Annotated in this window: 15 protein-coding genes; 12 read left to right on the top strand and 3 right to left on the bottom strand. The window is 73.4% G+C overall.

Annotated elements, in window-relative coordinates; all coding sequences use genetic code 11:
• Positions 1–3: 3 nt before the first annotated feature.
• Entirely contained in the window at positions 4–1,206 is a 1,203-nt protein-coding gene (locus ACWD01_RS26890) for an amino acid deaminase/aldolase (protein ID WP_451165367.1), read from the bottom strand.
• A 755-nt stretch (positions 1,207–1,961) separates the two neighbouring features.
• Between ACWD01_RS26890 and ACWD01_RS26885 the strand changes: the two genes are divergently transcribed.
• The 3 genes from ACWD01_RS26885 to ACWD01_RS26875 all read left to right on the top strand — a co-directional run bounded on the left by ACWD01_RS26885 (position 1,962) and on the right by ACWD01_RS26875 (position 4,900).
• Positions 1,962–2,900 (top strand): hypothetical protein, encoded by a 939-nt coding sequence (locus tag ACWD01_RS26885; protein ID WP_451165385.1) that lies wholly within the window; start codon positions 1,962–1,964, stop codon positions 2,898–2,900.
• Complete coding sequence (gene mycP, locus ACWD01_RS26880; protein WP_451165366.1) at positions 2,897–4,069, top strand: type VII secretion-associated serine protease mycosin; 1,173 nt, start codon at positions 2,897–2,899, stop codon at positions 4,067–4,069. Before ACWD01_RS26885 ends, mycP begins: the two co-directional genes overlap by 4 nt.
• 87 nt (positions 4,070–4,156) lie before the next feature.
• The gene (locus ACWD01_RS26875; protein WP_451165365.1) at positions 4,157–4,900 is read left to right on the top strand and encodes an SseB family protein; all 744 of its coding nucleotides are present in this window, start codon (positions 4,157–4,159) and stop codon (positions 4,898–4,900) included.
• Between the two features lie 7 nt (positions 4,901–4,907).
• On the opposite strand, the gene ACWD01_RS26870 is transcribed toward ACWD01_RS26875, so the two are convergent.
• Positions 4,908–5,288 carry a DUF1844 domain-containing protein gene (locus ACWD01_RS26870; RefSeq protein WP_356895068.1) on the bottom strand — a complete coding sequence of 127 codons (381 nt, stop codon included), beginning with the start codon at positions 5,286–5,288 and terminating at the stop codon, positions 4,908–4,910.
• 377 nt (positions 5,289–5,665) lie between these two features.
• On the opposite strand from ACWD01_RS26870, the gene infC reads away from it, so the two are divergent.
• The 9 genes from infC to ACWD01_RS26825 all read left to right on the top strand — a co-directional run bounded on the left by infC (position 5,666) and on the right by ACWD01_RS26825 (position 15,859).
• The gene (gene infC, locus ACWD01_RS26865; RefSeq protein ID WP_451165384.1) at positions 5,666–6,304 is read left to right on the top strand and encodes a translation initiation factor IF-3; all 639 of its coding nucleotides are present in this window, start codon (positions 5,666–5,668) and stop codon (positions 6,302–6,304) included.
• A gap of 118 nt (positions 6,305–6,422) precedes the next feature.
• Positions 6,423–6,617, top strand: coding sequence for a 50S ribosomal protein L35 (gene rpmI, locus ACWD01_RS26860; protein WP_153480691.1), 195 nt, complete (start codon positions 6,423–6,425; stop codon positions 6,615–6,617).
• Between the two features lie 102 nt (positions 6,618–6,719).
• On the top strand, positions 6,720–7,103 hold the full coding sequence (gene rplT / locus ACWD01_RS26855; protein ID WP_451165364.1) for a 50S ribosomal protein L20: 384 nt from the start codon (positions 6,720–6,722) through the stop codon (positions 7,101–7,103).
• A 594-nt stretch (positions 7,104–7,697) separates the two neighbouring features.
• On the top strand, positions 7,698–8,549 hold the full coding sequence (locus tag ACWD01_RS26850; protein ID WP_451165363.1) for a TrmH family RNA methyltransferase: 852 nt from the start codon (positions 7,698–7,700) through the stop codon (positions 8,547–8,549).
• Between the two features lie 97 nt (positions 8,550–8,646).
• Positions 8,647–9,765 carry an ATP-binding protein gene (locus ACWD01_RS26845; protein WP_451165383.1) on the top strand — a complete coding sequence of 373 codons (1,119 nt, stop codon included), beginning with the start codon at positions 8,647–8,649 and terminating at the stop codon, positions 9,763–9,765.
• 154 nt (positions 9,766–9,919) lie between these two features.
• Entirely contained in the window at positions 9,920–11,041 is a 1,122-nt protein-coding gene (gene pheS, locus ACWD01_RS26840; protein ID WP_451165362.1) for a phenylalanine--tRNA ligase subunit alpha, read from the top strand.
• Positions 11,041–13,581, top strand: coding sequence for a phenylalanine--tRNA ligase subunit beta (gene pheT / locus ACWD01_RS26835; RefSeq protein ID WP_451165361.1), 2,541 nt, complete (start codon positions 11,041–11,043; stop codon positions 13,579–13,581). Before pheS ends, pheT begins: the two co-directional genes overlap by 1 nt.
• A gap of 337 nt (positions 13,582–13,918) precedes the next feature.
• Positions 13,919–15,277 carry a transcriptional regulator gene (locus ACWD01_RS26830; protein WP_451165360.1) on the top strand — a complete coding sequence of 453 codons (1,359 nt, stop codon included), beginning with the start codon at positions 13,919–13,921 and terminating at the stop codon, positions 15,275–15,277.
• Positions 15,278–15,328: 51 nt separating this feature from the next.
• Positions 15,329–15,859, top strand: coding sequence for an NUDIX hydrolase (locus ACWD01_RS26825; RefSeq protein ID WP_451165359.1), 531 nt, complete (start codon positions 15,329–15,331; stop codon positions 15,857–15,859).
• Between the two features lie 26 nt (positions 15,860–15,885).
• Here the strand turns inward: ACWD01_RS26825 and ACWD01_RS26820 are convergent, their stop codons facing one another.
• Complete coding sequence (locus tag ACWD01_RS26820) at positions 15,886–16,746, bottom strand: 3-hydroxybutyryl-CoA dehydrogenase (RefSeq protein ID WP_451165358.1); 861 nt, start codon at positions 16,744–16,746, stop codon at positions 15,886–15,888.
• Positions 16,747–16,860 lie beyond the last annotated feature (114 nt).

Genomic DNA, 16,860 nt, shown 5'->3' with positions numbered 1-16,860 from the left:
CCGTCACAGGAAGGTGCGGCCCTCGCCCCGGTACGTCGGCGCGGTGCCCGTCACCCGGTCGCCCTCGACGAGGTGCAGCGTGTCGAAGCGTTCGCACAGCTCGCCCGCCTTGGCATGGCGGAACCACACCTTGTCCCCGATCAGCAGATCGTCGGCGGCAGCGCCCAGCAGCGGAGTCTGCACCTCACCGGCCCCCTCCTGGGGGTCGTAGCGCAGCCCCTCCGGCAGATACGGCACCGGCAGCCGGTCCCGGCCCGCCGCACCGGAAGCGGGATACCCGCCGCCGAGCACCGTCACCGCGCCCACGCCGGGGCGGCGCACCACGGGCTGGGCGAACAGCGCGGCCGGGCGCCCCGTGAACGACGTGTAGTTGTCGAACAGCCGCGGCACATACAGGCCCGACCCGGCCGCGATCTCGGTGACCGAGTCCTCCGCGGCCGTGTGCTGCACACTTCCGGTGCCGCCGCCGTTCACGAACTCCAGCTCCGGCGCCACGGCCCGCACCGCCCGTACCACCGCGGCCCGGCGCGCGGCCAGCTCCTTACGGGCCGCACGCTGCATCAGCCGCACGGCCCGCGAACGCACCGGCGACCCCGCGACCGAGTCGCCCACCCCGGCGACATGGCCCTCGTACGCCATCAGCCCCACCAGCCGGAAACCCGGCCGGCGCGCCACGGACCGGGCCAGCTCGGCGAGTTGGGCGGGCTCCCGGAGCGGGGAGCGCCGCGCACCGACCCGGACGCGGCCGCCGAGCAGACGCAGCGCGGTGTCCATTTCGAGACAGATCCTGATCTCCTCCGCGCCGCCCGCGCGGGCCCGGTCGATGAGCTCCAGCTGCGCCGGGTCGTCGACCATCACCGTCACGGCGGCGGCGAGCTTGGGATCACCCGCGAGCTCCGCGAAACCCGCACGGTCGGCGGACGGATAGGCCAGCAGCACATCGACGAAACCGGCCCGCGCCAGCCAGATCGACTCGTCCAGGGTGAACGACATGATCCCCGCGAACCCGTCCGTCGCCAACACCCGTTCCAGCAAAGCCCGGCAGCGCACCGACTTGCTGGCGACCCGGACCGGCTTGCCGCCCGCTCTGCGCACCAGATCCGCGGCATTGGCGTCGAACGCCTCGAGATCGACGATCGCGAGCGGCGCGTCGAGGTGGGCGGTGGCCCTGTCGTAGCGGGCCCGATCAGCGGCACGGGGAGTCATGGGCAGAGCTTGCCAGACCCGATTACCCCGGGGTAGGGGATGTTCTGGGCAGATCCCCACGGACCGCAGGCGCGTGGCCGAGGTCGTCGGCCGTGCCCGTTAGAGTGACGGCACGAAGTCATGAACGGGCCTGCCCCGGACGGTGATCCGTCGGCAGTATGTGTGTGTGAGCAACGGGGGGTGGCATGAGCACGGAGGCGCAGCGCCCTGCCGGCCCGCAGCCCCCGCCCCGCTCCCGCATCTCGGACGCGCTCCTCCCCCCGGACGCCGCCGCCGACGTCCCGCCCGCGCCGGAGAACGCCCCCCGGCGCCCCTCGACCCCGCCCCTGCCGCAACGCCCGACGGGTCCGCCTCCGCCGCGCACCGACGGCGCGGGGCCGTCACGTGCGGGCCAGGCACCCGGGGCCCACGGACCCGGCGCCACCGCGTTCTCCGCCGAGCGTCCGGCTGCCCCGCCGCGTACCGGGGGCGCGGGCGACCTCCGACCCGGCCAGGCGCCCGGCGCGACAGAGCGTCCGACGGCTCCGGGCCCCCGGCCCGGCCAGGCGGCCGCGCGACCCCCCGCCGTGCCGCAGGCGCGGGACGGAGGGGCGGCGGGGGACTCCGGTCGGTCCGCGGGCGGCACGCCGCCCGGCCGTGGTGACGGCGAGATCCCCGATGTCGAGACCACCACCCGGCTGCGCCCCATCAGCGACCGGCACCCGTCCCCGCCGCTGCCCCCGGCGCGGCCGCCGCGCCCCGTCGGCAGCGTCGACATGACGCCGCGGGCCGGCGCGCCGCGGCCGCCCGCGCAGCTGTGGATCCCGCCGGAGACGCCGGCCGAGATGACGACGCGGCTGCGTCCCGTCCCCGCGCGGCATCCCGCGCGGACCGTCGGGGCCATCGCCTCCGTCGTGCTCGGGCTCGGGCTGATCGGCGGCGCCGTCACCGGCACCTGGCTGACCGGCGACTCGAGCGCCGACACCGCGGAGGGCGCCACCTACGCCCAGGTGCGGGCCGCCTGGCACAGCGTCCCCGTGGACACCCTGTTCCCCCGTACGCTCACCGGCGACGACGCCGGCCCGGGCGGCGCCGACCGGGCGTGGACGCGGATCGCGGTCGCGCCCGACGGCGACTGCGCGGCCGCGCTCGACCCGCTGCTCACCAAGGCGCTCGAGCCGGTGGGCTGCACCCGGGTGCTGCGCGCCACGTACACCGACGCGACGGCCAGCAGCGTCACCACCGTCGGGCTCGTCTTCACCGAGGCGGACCAGCGGGGGATGCTCGCGCTGCACAACCGGTTCACGACCGAGTCGCTCGGCGAGCGCACCGACCTGATGCCCCGCACCTTCCCGGCGAAGGGCACCGTCGCCGCCGGCTTCGGCAGCGACCAGCGCGCCTCCTGGACGGTCGAGATCGTGACCGAGGCACCCGTCGTCGTCTACGCGGTCTCCGGCTTCGCCGACGGCCGTGCCGTGAGCGACCCGCAGCCCGCCGACGAGGCCCGGGCCAAGGGCGCGACGAGCGACCCCGCCCAGGCCGGGCTCGGCCACGAGGCCGCCGGTGTCGCGGAGCGCATCCAGGAGGCCCTGCGCCGCGCCGTCGGCCCGAAGCGCGGCGGCAAGGACGGCGGGAACGACGGGGGCACCACGGACGCGGGCGACCGCGCCACACGCCCCGCCTCCTCCGACCACGCCACGGAGAACCCCCGATGAGACGCCCTCACGCCCGCCGCCTCGTCGCCGGCCTGGTCGCCACCGCCTTCGTCGTGCTGCCCGCGTCACCCGCGCACGCCGACTCCATCCGGGCCCAGCAGTGGAGCCTCGAGGCGATGCACACGGACGAGGCGTGGCAGACGACCAAGGGCGAGGGCGTGACCGTCGCGGTGCTCGACACGGGGGTGGACGACGAGCATCCCGACCTGGCCGGTTCCGTACTGCCCGGCAAGGACTTCATCGGCTTCGGCGCCACGCGCGGCGACCGCGCGTGGGCCCGGCACGGCACCGCCATGGCCGGCATCGTCGCCGGTCACGGCCACGGCCCGGGCCGGGACGCCGGCGTGCTCGGCATCGCCCCCGAGGCGAAGATCCTGCCGGTCCGCGTCATCCTCGAAGGCAGCGACAAGGCCCGCGACCGGGCCCGCAAGACCCGCGGCACCGCCCTGGCCGAGGGCATCCGCTGGGCGGCCGACCAGGGCGCCGACGTCATCAACCTCTCGCTCGGCGACGACAGCGAGTCCGCCCACCCCGAGGCCGGCGAGGACGCGGCCGTCCAGTACGCCCTCTCCAAGGGCTCGGTCGTCGTCGCCTCCGCCGGCAACGGCGGCGAGAAGGGCGACCACGTCTCCTACCCCGCCGCCTACCCGGGCGTCATCGCGGTGACCGCCGTCGACCGCTGGGGCGCCCACGCCGCGTTCTCCACCCGCCGGTGGTACGCCACCGTCAGCGCGCCCGGCGTCAACATCGTGATAGCCGACCCCGACCGCCGCTACTACGAGGGCTGGGGCACCAGCGCCGCCGCGGCCTTCGTGTCCGGCGCGGTCGCCCTCATCCGCTCCGCGCATCCCGAGCTGACGCCCGCCCAGGTCAAGCGGCTCCTGATGGACACCGCACGCGACGCCCCCGAGGGCGGCCGCGACGACTCCAAGGGCTACGGCATGGTCGACCCGGCGGCTGCGCTCACCGAGGGCGCGAAACTGCGCCCCGGCGACCTGACGGCGGCCACCGCGGGCTACAGCAAGGAGTACTTCGGCCCCGGCCCCGCGCCGGCCGACGAGGCCGTCAGGGTCGGCGGCTGGCTGGCCGCGGCCGCCGGCGGCTTCGGCGCCCTGCTGCTGGCCATGGCCGTCGCCCTGTGGCGCGGCGGCCGCACCCGCCGCTCCTGACCGGCCGCACCCGCCGCTCCTGACCGGCCGCACCCGCCGCCCCCGACCGGCCGCCGGGCCGTACCGGCAGGACGCTAGGCTCGTCGGGTGGCGCTCAAGAACATCCCAGACCCCGGCTTCTCCGACGACGACGGCACCGCCGACCCGGCCCTTGAGGCGGCTCTCGCCGCCTGGTCCGCGGACCGCACCGCCGAACAGCCGGTGCTCGACGCGCTGCGCGGCGCCCGGCTCCTGGTCCCCGTCGTCGCCGTGCTCGGCGAGGTCGAGGAGGACGCGGAGACCGGCCTGCGCCGCGAGAAGACCAGCGACATGGCCGTGCCGACGCTCACGGCCGGCTCCCGCCGCGCCCTGCCGGCCTTCACCTCGATCGCGTCGCTCGCCCGGTGGGACCCGGAGGCCCGCCCCGTCGCCGTGCCCCTGCACCAGGCGCTCCAGGCGGCCGCCCACGAAAAGGCCGACACTCTCGTGCTCGACCTGGCCGGGCCCGTCCCGTACCAGCTGAGCGGCCCCGCCCTGCTCGCCCTCGCCGAGGGCCGCACGAGCACCGACCCGCTCGCCGACCCCGCGGTCACCGAGGCCCTGCGTACGGCGCTCGCCGCCGAGCCCGCGGTGCTGCGCGCCCACCTCGGCCCCGGGCGGGACTCCGACGGCACGCTGGCGCTGCTCCTGGCCGCGGACACGGCGCCCGCGGAGGCCGGCCGGCGCGTCGCGCAGGCGCTGGCGGCCGACGACGTACTGAGGGCCCGCCTGGTACGGGGCCTCGACCTGGCACTGCTGCCGGCCGGGGCCGCCGCACCAGGCGAGCCCTTCTACGTAAAGGAAGCGGGATAGCGCCGGGTCAGCCGTAGACCGGGCCGGTGTACTTCTCGCCCGGGCCCTGACCCGGCTCGTCCGGCACCAGCGACGCCTCACGGAAGGCGAGCTGCAGCGACTTCAGACCGTCCCGCAGCGGCGCCGCGTGGAAGGAGCTGATCTCCGTCGTGCTGGCGTCCAGCAGGCCGGCCAGCGCGTGGACGAGCTTGCGGGCCTCGTCCAGGTCCTTGTGATCCTCGGCGTCCTCGGTGAGGCCGAGCTTCACCGCTGCCGCACTCATCAGGTTCACCGCGACCGTGACGATCACCTCGACGGCCGGGACCTCGGCGATGTCACGCGTCATGGCGTCGAAGTCGGGCGATTCGGGTGATCCGGGTGTTTCGTCGGGGGAGGTCGCGTCACTCATGAGGCACACGATATGCCCCGCCGCGTGCGCCCCCGCCCCGGCCACCGGTTAGCCGCGGCCCCCGGGAGCTGCTAACCTTGTGTGATGACCGGCTGGACACGTCCGTGTCCGGCCCACAAGTGGAGGCTCCGATCTCCCACCTGGCCGTCCCTCGGGACGGCGGGTCACCGGTCAGGCGGCCACCATCGTTCCGTACGGACGATGGAGTCGCCCGATGTGCGCCCCGCGGTCGACCGCGGCGGTGCTCCGGTATTGATGGAGCTGCCGCCTGTGTCCCGTCCGGGGCGTTTTTGACGTCTCGGCGCGGTTGGTCTGTTGAAACAGACGTATGCGCGGCTGTCTGCCAGACATCCGCGTGATGCTACTTAGGAGGATCCATCAGCGCCGAGCCCCGCATCAACGACCGGATTCGCGTTCCCGAAGTGCGACTTGTCGGTCCCAGCGGCGAGCAGGTCGGGATTGTTCCGCTTGCCAAGGCCCTTGAGCTTGCTCAGGAGTACGACCTCGACCTCGTCGAGGTGGCGGCGAACGCCCGTCCGCCCGTGTGCAAGCTCATGGACTACGGGAAGTTCAAGTACGAGTCGGCCATGAAGGCCCGTGAGGCGCGCAAGAACCAGGCGCACACGGTCATCAAGGAGATGAAGCTCCGGCCGAAGATCGACCCGCACGACTACGACACCAAAAAGGGTCACGTCGTCCGGTTCCTCAAGCAGGGCGACAAGGTCAAGATCACGATCATGTTCCGTGGTCGTGAGCAGTCCCGCCCCGAGCTTGGCTTCCGTCTGCTGCAGCGCCTCGCGTCGGACGTCGAGGACCTCGGCTTCATCGAGTCGAACCCGAAGCAGGACGGCCGGAACATGATCATGGTTCTCGGCCCCCACAAGAAGAAGACCGAGGCCATGGCCGAGGCGCGTGAGGCCCAGGCCGCACGCAAGGCCGAGCGCCAGGGCTCGCACGAGGAAGAGGGCGAAGGCGTCGACGCCGCCGCCCCGACCGACACAACGTCCGAGGCATGACCGACGGGCTGCCCACGCGGCAGCCCCGGTCCGCCCCGGAACCCATAACCACGATCTGACGCTCCCGCAGTCCGGTGCCCGCACCGGGGGAGCGCCACTGATGAGGAGATACGGCGCGATGCCGAAGAACAAGACGCACAGCGGTTCCAAGAAGCGCTTCAAGATCACCGGCTCCGGCAAGGTGCTCCGGGAGCGTGCCGGCAAGCGCCACCTGCTCGAGCACAAGCCGTCCACGCTGACGCGTCGCCTGAGCGGCAATGCGGAGATGGCTCCGGGCGACGCCAAGAAGATCAAGAAGCTTCTCGGTAAGTGACGTCCCACGTCCCCGGTGACGGGGGCGGGACGCCGAGACCGGGACCAATTCGTTTTCGGGTCGTGTGAAGACACCCACGGCCCCGCTACAAGGAGTCAAAAAGTGGCACGCGTCAAGCGGGCAGTCAACGCCCACAAGAAGCGCCGGGCGATCCTGGAGCAGGCCAGCGGTTACCGCGGTCAGCGGTCGCGCCTGTACCGCAAGGCCAAGGAGCAGGTCACCCACTCCCTGGTCTACAACTACAACGACCGCAAGAAGCGCAAGGGCGACTTCCGTCAGCTGTGGATCCAGCGCATCAACGCCGCTGCCCGCCAGAACGGCATGACGTACAACCGCCTCATCCAGGGTCTGAAGGCCGCCAACGTCGAGGTGGACCGCAAGATCCTGGCCGAGCTCGCCGTGAACGACGCCGGTGCGTTCGCCGCGCTCGTCGAGGTCGCGCAGAAGGCGCTGCCGAGCGACGTCAACGCCCCCAAGGCCGCCTGACGCCCGCACAGAGCCCGACCGGACCCGCAGGCCTCGGCCTGCGGGTCCGGTTTGTTTTGAGGGCTCGGTTCACCTCCGGGGCGCGCTGTGCGGGTGTCGACGGTCGATCGTGCTCGGCCCCTCGCTTTTTTGAGGGCTCGGTTCACCTCCGGGGCGCTCTGTGCGAGTGTCGACGGTCGATCGTGCTCGATCCCTCGTTCCTCGGGATCTCCGCGCGTTCTCCCTTTCGACACCCGCGCGCCCCTTCGGCTCACTCGCCGAGGCTCACGGCCTGGCGCAGAGGGCCCCCGGCTCGAGCCCGCCCGCACCGGCGCGCTCGCCGGGGCGCACGGCCCGGCGTAGAAGGCTCTGGCCGCACCCGCACGCACCGACGCGCTGGCCGAGGCCACGGCCGGGCGTAGAAGGCCCCAGGCCGAGCCCGGGTGCCCCTTCGGGGCACTCGCGTAAGCTCACGGGCGGCGTGAAGGCCCCCCGGTCGCCGCCCGCACGGGACGCACTCGCCGAGGCTCACGGTCGGGTGCCGAGGCCCCGCGCTGCCCGCCCGCAACGAAACACTTCCCAACCGCACCCCGTGAGAGAGAGCCGTCGAGCCGCATGACGACCCCCGAGCTGATCTCCCCCCGCTCACCCCGAGTGATGGCCGCACGGCGGCTCGCCAAGCGCAACTTCCGGGGGAAGGACCGTCTGTTCATCGCCGAGGGGCCGCAGGCCGTGCGGGAGGCCGTCGCCCATCGCGGGCCCCACGGAGAGGCGACGCTCGTCGAGCTGTTCACCACCGTCGAGGCGGCGGAGCGCTACGCGGACATCGTCGACGCCGCCCGCGCCGCCGGAGCCCGCGTCCACCACGCCGCTGACTCCGTGCTCGCCGAGGTCTCCCAGACCGTCACCCCGCAGGGGCTCGTCGGCGTCTGCCGGTTCCTCGACTCGCCCTTCGAGGACATCCTCGCCGCCCGGCCCCGGCTCGTCGCCGTGCTCGCGCACGTACGCGACCCCGGGAACGCCGGCACAGTGCTGCGCTGCGCCGACGCCGCCGGCGCGGACGCCGTCGTCCTCACCGACGCCTCCGTCGACCTCTACAACCCCAAGTCCGTGCGGGCGTCCGTCGGCTCCCACTTCCATCTGCCGGTCGCCGTCGGCGTACCCGTGGAGCAGGCCGTCCAGGGACTGCGCGACGCGGGCGTACGCGTGCTCGCCGCCGACGGGGCGGGCGAGGACGACCTCGACGACGAACTCGACGCCGGCACCATGGGCGGACCCACCGCCTGGATCTTCGGCAACGAGGCGTGGGGGCTCCCGGAGGAGACCCGCGCGCTCGCCGACGCCGTCGTGCGCGTCCCCATCCACGGAAAGGCGGAGAGTCTGAACCTGGCGACCGCCGCCGCCGTATGTCTCTACGCCTCTGCGCGCGCCCAGCGCGCCGGGGCCAAGGGCGCCCCCGCGACCTGAGGACCACTCGCTCAGGGGGTCGGCGACGTCACTTTCAGCTAGTAGGGTGACGGACTCGGGGGCCCACTGCGCCGGCGGAGAGGTGGGGTACGGGGAGATGACGGTCGGGACCAGCAGGCCGGCAGGGCCACAGGACGCGGCCCTGTGGGGCCACGAGGCGGCCTGGGTCGACCCCGACGACCTCCCCGACGGACTGGTGATCGCCGACGAGCGGGGTCTCGTCGTCTGCTTCAACGCGGCCGCCGTCCGGATCACCGCCGTCGCCAGGACCGACGCCATCGGGCTTCCGCTGGAACGCGTACTGCCGCTCGAAGACCTCAAGGGCCGCCGCTGGTGGGCCCTGACCGACCCGTACGGCGGGCTCGCCACCCGCGTCGGACAGCCCGAGCGCAATCTGCTGCTCCCCGGCGGCCGCGAGGTCCTCGTCTCGGCCCGCTATGTGCGCGACGTCCCCACCGGACCGCTGCGCCGGCTCGTGGTCAGCCTGCGCGGCACCGAGGCCCGCCGCCGCAGCGAGCGCAGCAACGCCGAGCTGATCGCCACCGTCGCCCACGAACTGCGCTCCCCCCTGACCTCCGTCAAGGGCTTCACCGCCACGCTCCTCGCCAAGTGGGAACGGTTCACCGACGACCAGAAGCGGCTGATGCTGGAGACCGTCGACGCCGACGCGGGCCGCGTCACCCGCCTCATCGCGGAGCTCCTCGACATCTCCCGCATCGACTCCGGCCGCCTCGAAGTGCGCCGCCAGCCCGTCGACCTCGGCGCCGCCGTACGCCGCCACGTCGACGCGCACGTGGCCGCCGGGCAGGCCCCCGACCGGTTCCGCGTCCGGGTCAGCGAGCCGCTGCCCGAGCTGTGGGCCGACCCCGACAAGGTCGACCAGGTGCTCGGCAACCTGCTGGAAAACGCGGTGCGGCACGGCGAGGGAACTGTCACCATCGACATAGCGCCCTCGCACTGCGGAGCCGAGCAGAACGGTGCCGGCACCGCCGTCACCGTGACCGACGAGGGCCCGGGCATTCCGGAGGAGTCGATGAGCCGAGTCTTCACCCGCTTCTGGCGGGGGAGCAAACGCGGCGGCACCGGCCTGGGTCTGTACATCGTCAAGGGCATCGTCGAGGCGCACGGCGGGACGATCACCGTCGGCCGCGGACCCGGCGGCGGCGCCGAGTTCCGATTTACGCTGCCCGTCGGCACCCCGGCACATCTCCTCTAGCGGTCCCTCCAGGGCCGCCGCGGGAGGGCCCGGGCGGCCCGCGGGCTCATTCGCCGCTCCACACCCCGTTAGACTCGACTTTTGGCACCTTTGCGTCCTCGGTCGTCCCTGACGTGCGGGGTCCCCAGCCAGACCATCGGAAGTACGGGAAGAGATGTCCGCACCCAATAAGTCGTACGACCCGGTTGAGGTCGAGGCACTGAAACCGGAAGAGATCGAGCGCATGCGGGACGAGGCGCTCGCCGCCTTCGCCGCCGCAGACTCCCTCGACGCGCTCGCGCACGCGAAGTCCGCGCACACCTCCGGCAGCTCGCCGCTCTCCCTCGCCAACCGCGAGATCGGCGCACTGCCGCCGCAGGCCAAGGCGGAGGCAGGCAAGCGCGTCGGCCAGGCCCGCGCCGAGGTCGGCAGGGCGTTCGCCGCCCGCCAGAGCGAGCTCGAGGCCGAGCGCGACGCCCGGGTGCTCGTCGAGGAGGCCGTGGACGTCACGCTGCCCCACGACCGCGTCCCCGCCGGTGCCCGCCACCCGCTGACCACGCTCTCCGAGCGCATCGAGGACGTCTTCGTGGCCATGGGCTACGAGGTCGCGGAGGGCCCCCAGGTCGAGGCCGAGTGGTTCAACTTCGACGCGCTCAACATCGGCCCCGACCACCCGGCGCGCGGTGAGCACGACACCTTCTTCGTCCAGGACGAGAAGGGCGGCGCGGACTCCGGCGTGGTGCTGCGCACCCACACCTCGCCCGTGCAGATCCGCTCGCTCATCGACCGCGAGCCGCCGGTCTACGTGATCTGCCCCGGCCGGGTGTACCGCACCGACGAGCTGGACGCCACGCACACCCCCGTCTTCCACCAGGTCGAGCTGCTCGCCGTCGACGAGGGCCTGACCATGGCCGACCTCAAGGGCACCCTCGACCACATGGTCCAGGCGCTGTTCGGCGAGGGCATGAAGACCCGGCTGCGGCCCAACTTCTTCCCCTTCACCGAGCCGTCCGCCGAGATGGACATGGTCTGCTACGTCTGCCGCGGCGAGTCCGTCGGCAACCCGGACCGGCCCTGCCGCACCTGCTCCAGCGAGGGCTGGATCGAGCTCGGCGGCTGCGGGATGGTCAACCCGAAGGTGCTCACCGCCTGCGGCGTCGACCCCGCCAGGTACAGCGGATTCGCCTTCGGGTTCGGCATCGAGCGGATGCTGATGTTCCGCCACAACGTCGAAGACATGCGAGACATGGTCGAGGGTGACGTCCGGTTCACCCGGCCGTTCGGGATGGAGATCTGATGCGGGTCCCGCTTTCTTGGCTGCGGGAGTACGTCGACCTGCCGGCGACGGAGACCGGCCGTGACGTCCAGGCCAAACTCATCGCCGCCGGCCTCGAGGTCGAGACCGTCGAGCAGCTCGGCGCCGGGCTCAAGGGCCCCCTGGTCGTCGGCCAGGTGCTGACCATCGAGGAACTGACGGAGTTCAAGAAGCCGATCCGCTTCTGCACCGTCGACGTCGGTCACGCCAACGGCACCGGCGAGCCGCAGGAGATCGTCTGCGGCGCCCGCAACTTCTCCGTCGGCGACAAGGTCGTCGTGGTCCTGCCGGGCGCCGTGCTGCCCGGCGACTTCGCGATCGCCGCCCGCAAGACGTACGGCAAGACGTCCCACGGCATGATCTGCTCCGGCGACGAGCTCGGCATGGGCGACGACGGCTGGGGGTCCCCCCGGACGGAGTCTGGGGGAGGCGGCATCATCGTGCTCCCGCCCGAGTACGAGGTCGGCACCGACGCGATCGAGCTCCTCCAGCTCGTCGACGAGGTCCTCGACATCGCCGTCACCCCCGACCGCGGCTACGCCCTCTCGCTGCGCGGCGTCGCCCGCGAGGCGGCCACCGCCTACGGGCTGCCGCTGCGCGACCCGGCGCTGCTCGACGTGCCCGGGCCCAACTCGTACGGCTACGGCGTCAAGGTCGCCGACCCGATCGGCTGCGACAGCTTCACCGCGCGCACCGTCGTCGGCCTCGAGCCCGAGGCACGCTCCCCGATCTGGCTGAAGCGCCGGCTGCAGAAGGCCGGGATGCGCCCGATCTCCCTCGCCGTCGACATCACCAACTACGTGATGCTCGAACTCGGCCAGCCGCTGCACGCCTACGACCGCTCCCGTCTCGACGGGCCGATCGGGGTGCGCCGCGCCGAGCCCGGCGAGAAGCTCACCACCCTCGACGGCGTCAAGCGCGTGCTCGACGCCGAGGACCTCGTCATCACCGACGACCGCGGGCCCATCGGCCTCGCGGGCGTCATGGGCGGCGCCAACACCGAGATCGCCGACCACGACGACACCGCCGGCGCCACCACCGAGGTCGTCATCGAGGCCGCGCACTTCGACCCGGTCGCGATCGCCCGCACCGCGCGGCGCCACAAGCTGTCCTCCGAGGCGTCCAAGCGCTTCGAGCGCGGCGTCGACCCGCAGGCCGCGGCCGCCGCCGCGCAGCGCACCGTCGACCTGCTGGTGCTCCTCGCCGGCGGCACCGCCGAGGGCGGCGTCACCCAGGTCGTCGCGCCCAGCGCGCCGCGGACGATCGCCATGCCCGCGGACCACCCCGACCGCGTCGCGGGCGTCACCTACGGCCGCGAGACCGTGGTGCGCCGCCTCCAGGAGGTCGGCTGCGACGTGTACGGGCAGGACGCGCTCGTCGTCACCGTCCCCTCGTGGCGGCCCGACCTCACCGAGCCCAACGACCTCGCGGAAGAGGTCATCCGGCTCGAGGGCTACGAGAACCTCCCCTCGACGCTGCCCACGCCGCCGTCCGGCCGCGGGCTCACCGCCCGCCAGCGGCTGCACCGCCGGGTCGGCCGCGCGCTGGCCGGTGCGGGCTACGTCGAGGCGCCGAACTACCCCTTCATCGGCGAACCGGTCCTCGACCAGCTCGGCCTGGAGGCGGACGACGCCCGCCGCCGGGTCGTCAAGCTCGTCAACCCGCTCTCCGACGAGGAGCCGGCGCTGCGCACCACGCTGCTGCCCGGCCTCCTCGGCGCACTGCGCCGCAACGACGGCCGCGGCAGCCACGACCTGGCGCTCTTCGAGACCGGTCTCGTCTTCCGCCCCACCGGCGAGGAGCGTCCCGCGGTACGGCTCCCCGTCGGCCGCCGCCCCACCGACGAGGAGATCGCCGGACTCGACGCCGCACTGCCGCGCCAGCCGCGGCGCGTCGCCGTCGTCCTCGCGGGCGCCCGCGAGCAGAACGGCTGGTGGGGCAAGGGCCGCCCGGCCGACTGGGCCGACGCGATCGAGGCCGGCCGGCTCGTCGCCCGCGAGGCGGGCGTCGAACTCACCGTCCGCGCCGACCGGCACGCGCCGTGGCACCCGGGCCGCTGCGCCGCGCTGTACGCGACGGTCGACGGCGAGGAGACCCTCGTCGGCCACGCGGGCGAACTCCACCCGCGCGTCGTCAAGGCCCTGCACCTGCCGGACCGCACCTGCGCGACGGAGCTGGAGCTCGACGTGCTGGAGCGGGCGACGACCGGCGCGGTCCAGGCGCCGCGGATCTCCACGTTCCCCGTCGCCACGCAGGACGTCGCGCTCGTCGTCGCCGACGACGTGCCCGCGGCGGACGTCGAGTCCGCGCTGCGCGAGGGCGCGGGCGAACTGCTGGAGTCCATCCGCCTGTTCGACGTCTTCACCGGCGAGCAGATCGGCGACGGCCGCAAGTCGCTCGCGTACGCGCTGCGCTTCCGCGCGGCGGACCGCACGCTGACGGTCGACGAGGCGTCGTCCGCGCGGGACGCGGCGGTGGCGCTGGCGTCCGACCGCACGGGAGCGGTGTTGCGGGGCGCGTGACGTCTGCGTCCCTCCCGACCCGGCCCCTGGCGCGTGTGCGCGCCGGGGGCCGGGCGCATTGGCGGGCGGCGTGGGCCGCTGCGGACCGGAGGGTGCGCGCCGTTCGTCCTGCCGCGGAGTGTCGGGCAGATCAGCAGGACGAACGGCGCCGAAGGGCCACCGCACTGTACGAGGGGGAGCCGGCGGCCCGGTCGCCTCCCGAAGAGGCAGTTCAGTCAACAGCCCCCGCCCACCCGCCGGCACCGCACGCGACCCACGGAAAGGCGCACTGCGTTCACACCCCGTGCGAATACGCCCTCCACTACCCTGAGCGGACTCGAGTCACCGGGAGGGTGCCATGCAGCCCAACACCCTGCTCGACGCCCTGCTCGAAGAGGCCGGCTTTTCCCACGCCGGGCTCGCCGCCCGTGTCAACCGGGCGGGCGCGGCCAGGGGACTGGCGCTGCGGTACGAACACACCGCCGTGGCGCGGTGGTTGAAGGGACAGCGGCCCCGCGGCCGGGTCCCCGACCTGATCTGCGAGGTGCTCGCGGGCCGACTGCGGCGCGCGGTCACCCTCGACGACATCGGTCTCGGCGTACCCGCGCCGGACCGCGCCGTGCCGCACGGCTCGTCGCTGTCCGGGTTCGTGGAGCGGGCCACCGCGCAGTGGCGCTACGAGGCCCAGCAGCGGCAACGCCCGTACGGCGCACGGGAAGCAGCCGCGCCCGCCGTCACCGGCACCACCGCCGTGATGCCGGTCTGGGAGTGGGAGAACCCGCCGGAGGACGCGGACGTCTCGCGCGACGGCCGTACCCGCGTCGCCGCCGGAGACGTCGAGATGCTCCGCGCCGCCCGCGCGCACTACGAGCTGATGTACCGGCGGACGGGCGGTGTCGCGACCCGCGCCCGCGTCGTCGGTTTCCTCAACGCGGAGACCGCGCCGCTTCTGCGCGGCTCGTACTGCGACGCGCTGGGCCGCCGGCTGCACCGCGCCGCGGGAGGCCTGGTGGCGGTGGCCGGCATCTGCTCGTACGACTCCGACGCGCAGGGCCCGGCCCAGCGCTACTTCCACCAGGCGCTGCGGCTGGCGAAGGCGAGCGGCGACCGCGGGCTCGGCGCGTACGTGATCGCGCTGCTGGTCAACCAGTCGCTGTTCCTGTCCGAGCACCGGCAGGCGGTCGCCTTCGCCGAGGCGGCACTGCGCGCGGCCGGCCGGCGGATCACCCCCGCTCTCGCCGCCGACCTGTACGCGATGCAGGCCAAGGCGTACGCGCATCTCGGCGACGCGTCCGGCGCGCTGACGTGCATCCGGCGCGCGGAGTCGGAGGCCGGGCGGATCCGTCCGGGGCACGAGCCGGACGAGACCGGCTATGTGCAGCCGGGCCTGGTCGACGTGCAGGTCGCGGAGGCGCTGCTCGGTCTGGGCGATCTCACGGCGGCCAGGGCGCACGCGGCGGCCGCCGTCGGCACGCCGGCGCACGACCGGGGCCGGGTGCACCGGCTGGCGATGCTGTGCCAGATCGAGCTGCGGCAGGGTGAGCCGGACCGCGCGGCGCGGACCGCGGCGGAGATGCTGGAGCGGGCCAGGGGGATGGAGTCGCAGCGGCTGCGGGACCGGCTGCGGGCGGTGCGCGAGCACCTGGCGGCCAGCGGCTGCGCCGGGGCGAAGGAGACGGCCGACCTCATCGGAGGGGCACTGCGCGTTCCCCTCTGACCGCGCTCCTGCTGCCATGTTGCCATCCTCTTGTCGGAAGGCGGCAGAAACGTGCAGTGGATGAACTTAAACGAACAAACCGTGTATGAGAACCAGTGGTTCAGGGTCCGGCTCGCGGATGTCGAGCTGCCCGACGGCCGGCATCTGGACCACTTCCTGGTCCGTCTCCGCCCGGTCGCCGTGGCGACGGCGGTCAACGGGGCCAACGAGGTGCTGATGCTCTGGCGGCACCGGTTCATCACCGACAGCTGGGGGTGGGAGCTGGCCGCCGGCGTCGTCGAGGACGGCGAGGACATCCGGGCGGCGGCGGCCAGGGAGATGGAGGAGGAGACCGGCTGGCGGCCCGGCCCCCTCCGGCATCTGCTGACCGTGGAGCCGTCCAACGGTCTCACCGACGCCCGCCACCACCTCTACTGGGCCGAGGACGCCACGTACACCGGTCACCCCGTGGACGACTTCGAGTCCTCGCGCCGCGAGTGGGTCCCGCTCAAGCTGGTGCCCGACATGATCGCCCGGGGCGAGGTCCCGGCCGCCGGTATGGCGGCCGGGCTGCTGATGCTGCACCACCTGCGACTCGGCTGACGGCCGGGCCGGCCCGGTGGCGGGGTTCAGGAGTACGTGTAGAAGCCCGAGCCCGTCTTGCGGCCCAGCCGGCCCGCGTCCACCATCCGCTGCAGCAGCGGGGGAGCGGCGTACAGCGGCTCCTTGAACTCCGCGTACATGCTGTCGGCGACCGAGGCCACGGTGTCGAGGCCGATCAGGTCGGAGAGCTTCAGCGGTCCCATGGGGTGGGCGCAGCCCATCTCCATGCCGTTGTCGATGTCCTCGCGCGAGGCGATGCCCGACTCGAACATCCGGATCGCCGAGAGGAGGTACGGGATGAGAAGGGCGTTGACCACGAAGCCGGAGCGGTCCTGGGCGCGGATCGGGTGCTTGTCCAGCACCTGCTGCACCACGGCCTCCGACCGTTTGATGGTCTCCTCGGAGGTGGTCAGCGCGGGGATCAGCTCGACGAGCCTCTGCACCGGGGCCGGGTTGAAGAAGTGGATGCCGATGACCTGGTCGGGGCGCGAGGTCGCGACGGCCAGTTTCACCAGCGGGATGGAGGAGGTGTTGGAGGCGAGAATCGCGTCCTGGCGGGTCACCACCTGGTCCAGCACCTGGAAGATCTCGGTCTTGACCTGCTCGTTCTCCACGACGGCCTCGATGACGAGGTCGCGGTCGGCGAACTCTCCGAGGTCGGTCGTGAAGCTCAGCCTCTCCAGGGTGGCGTCGAGCTCCTCCTCGCTGATCTTGCCGCGCTCGGCGGCCTTCGAGAGGGAGTTGAACAGCCGGGTGCGGCCGATCTCCAGGGCCTCGCCCGTGGTCTCGGCCACCTTCACCTCGAGGCCGCTGCGGGCGCACACCTCCGCGATGCCCGCGCCCATCTGGCCGCAACCCACCACTCCGACGCGTGCAATGTCGGCCATTGAGTCCGTCACCTCGTGCCTTTCGCTGATCCTTCGGCAGGTCCCCCGTATGGTTCCGGCGCCCGCCCGACCCACGACGTTACTCCGGATGTGTGGGTGCTCGAGCGCCCGGGG

The organism is Streptomyces sp. NPDC002835 (assembly GCF_053591995.1).
This window is presented reverse-complemented; position numbering and strand designations above follow the sequence as displayed.

Coding starts and splice junctions, on each gene's coding strand:
- ACWD01_RS26890 (WP_451165367.1), bottom strand. CDS start 1,206: ATGACTCCCCGTGCCGCTGATCGGGCCCGCTACGACAGGGCCACCGCC.
- ACWD01_RS26885 (WP_451165385.1), top strand. CDS start 1,962: ATGACGCCGCGGGCCGGCGCGCCGCGGCCGCCCGCGCAGCTGTGGATC.
- mycP (WP_451165366.1), top strand. CDS start 2,897: ATGAGACGCCCTCACGCCCGCCGCCTCGTCGCCGGCCTGGTCGCCACC.
- ACWD01_RS26870 (WP_356895068.1), bottom strand. CDS start 5,288: ATGAGTGACGCGACCTCCCCCGACGAAACACCCGGATCACCCGAATCG.
- rpmI (WP_153480691.1), top strand. CDS start 6,423: ATGCCGAAGAACAAGACGCACAGCGGTTCCAAGAAGCGCTTCAAGATC.
- ACWD01_RS26850 (WP_451165363.1), top strand. CDS start 7,698: ATGACGACCCCCGAGCTGATCTCCCCCCGCTCACCCCGAGTGATGGCC.
- ACWD01_RS26845 (WP_451165383.1), top strand. CDS start 8,647: ATGACGGTCGGGACCAGCAGGCCGGCAGGGCCACAGGACGCGGCCCTG.
- pheS (WP_451165362.1), top strand. CDS start 9,920: ATGTCCGCACCCAATAAGTCGTACGACCCGGTTGAGGTCGAGGCACTG.
- pheT (WP_451165361.1), top strand. CDS start 11,041: ATGCGGGTCCCGCTTTCTTGGCTGCGGGAGTACGTCGACCTGCCGGCG.
- ACWD01_RS26830 (WP_451165360.1), top strand. CDS start 13,919: ATGCAGCCCAACACCCTGCTCGACGCCCTGCTCGAAGAGGCCGGCTTT.
- ACWD01_RS26820 (WP_451165358.1), bottom strand. CDS start 16,746: ATGGCCGACATTGCACGCGTCGGAGTGGTGGGTTGCGGCCAGATGGGC.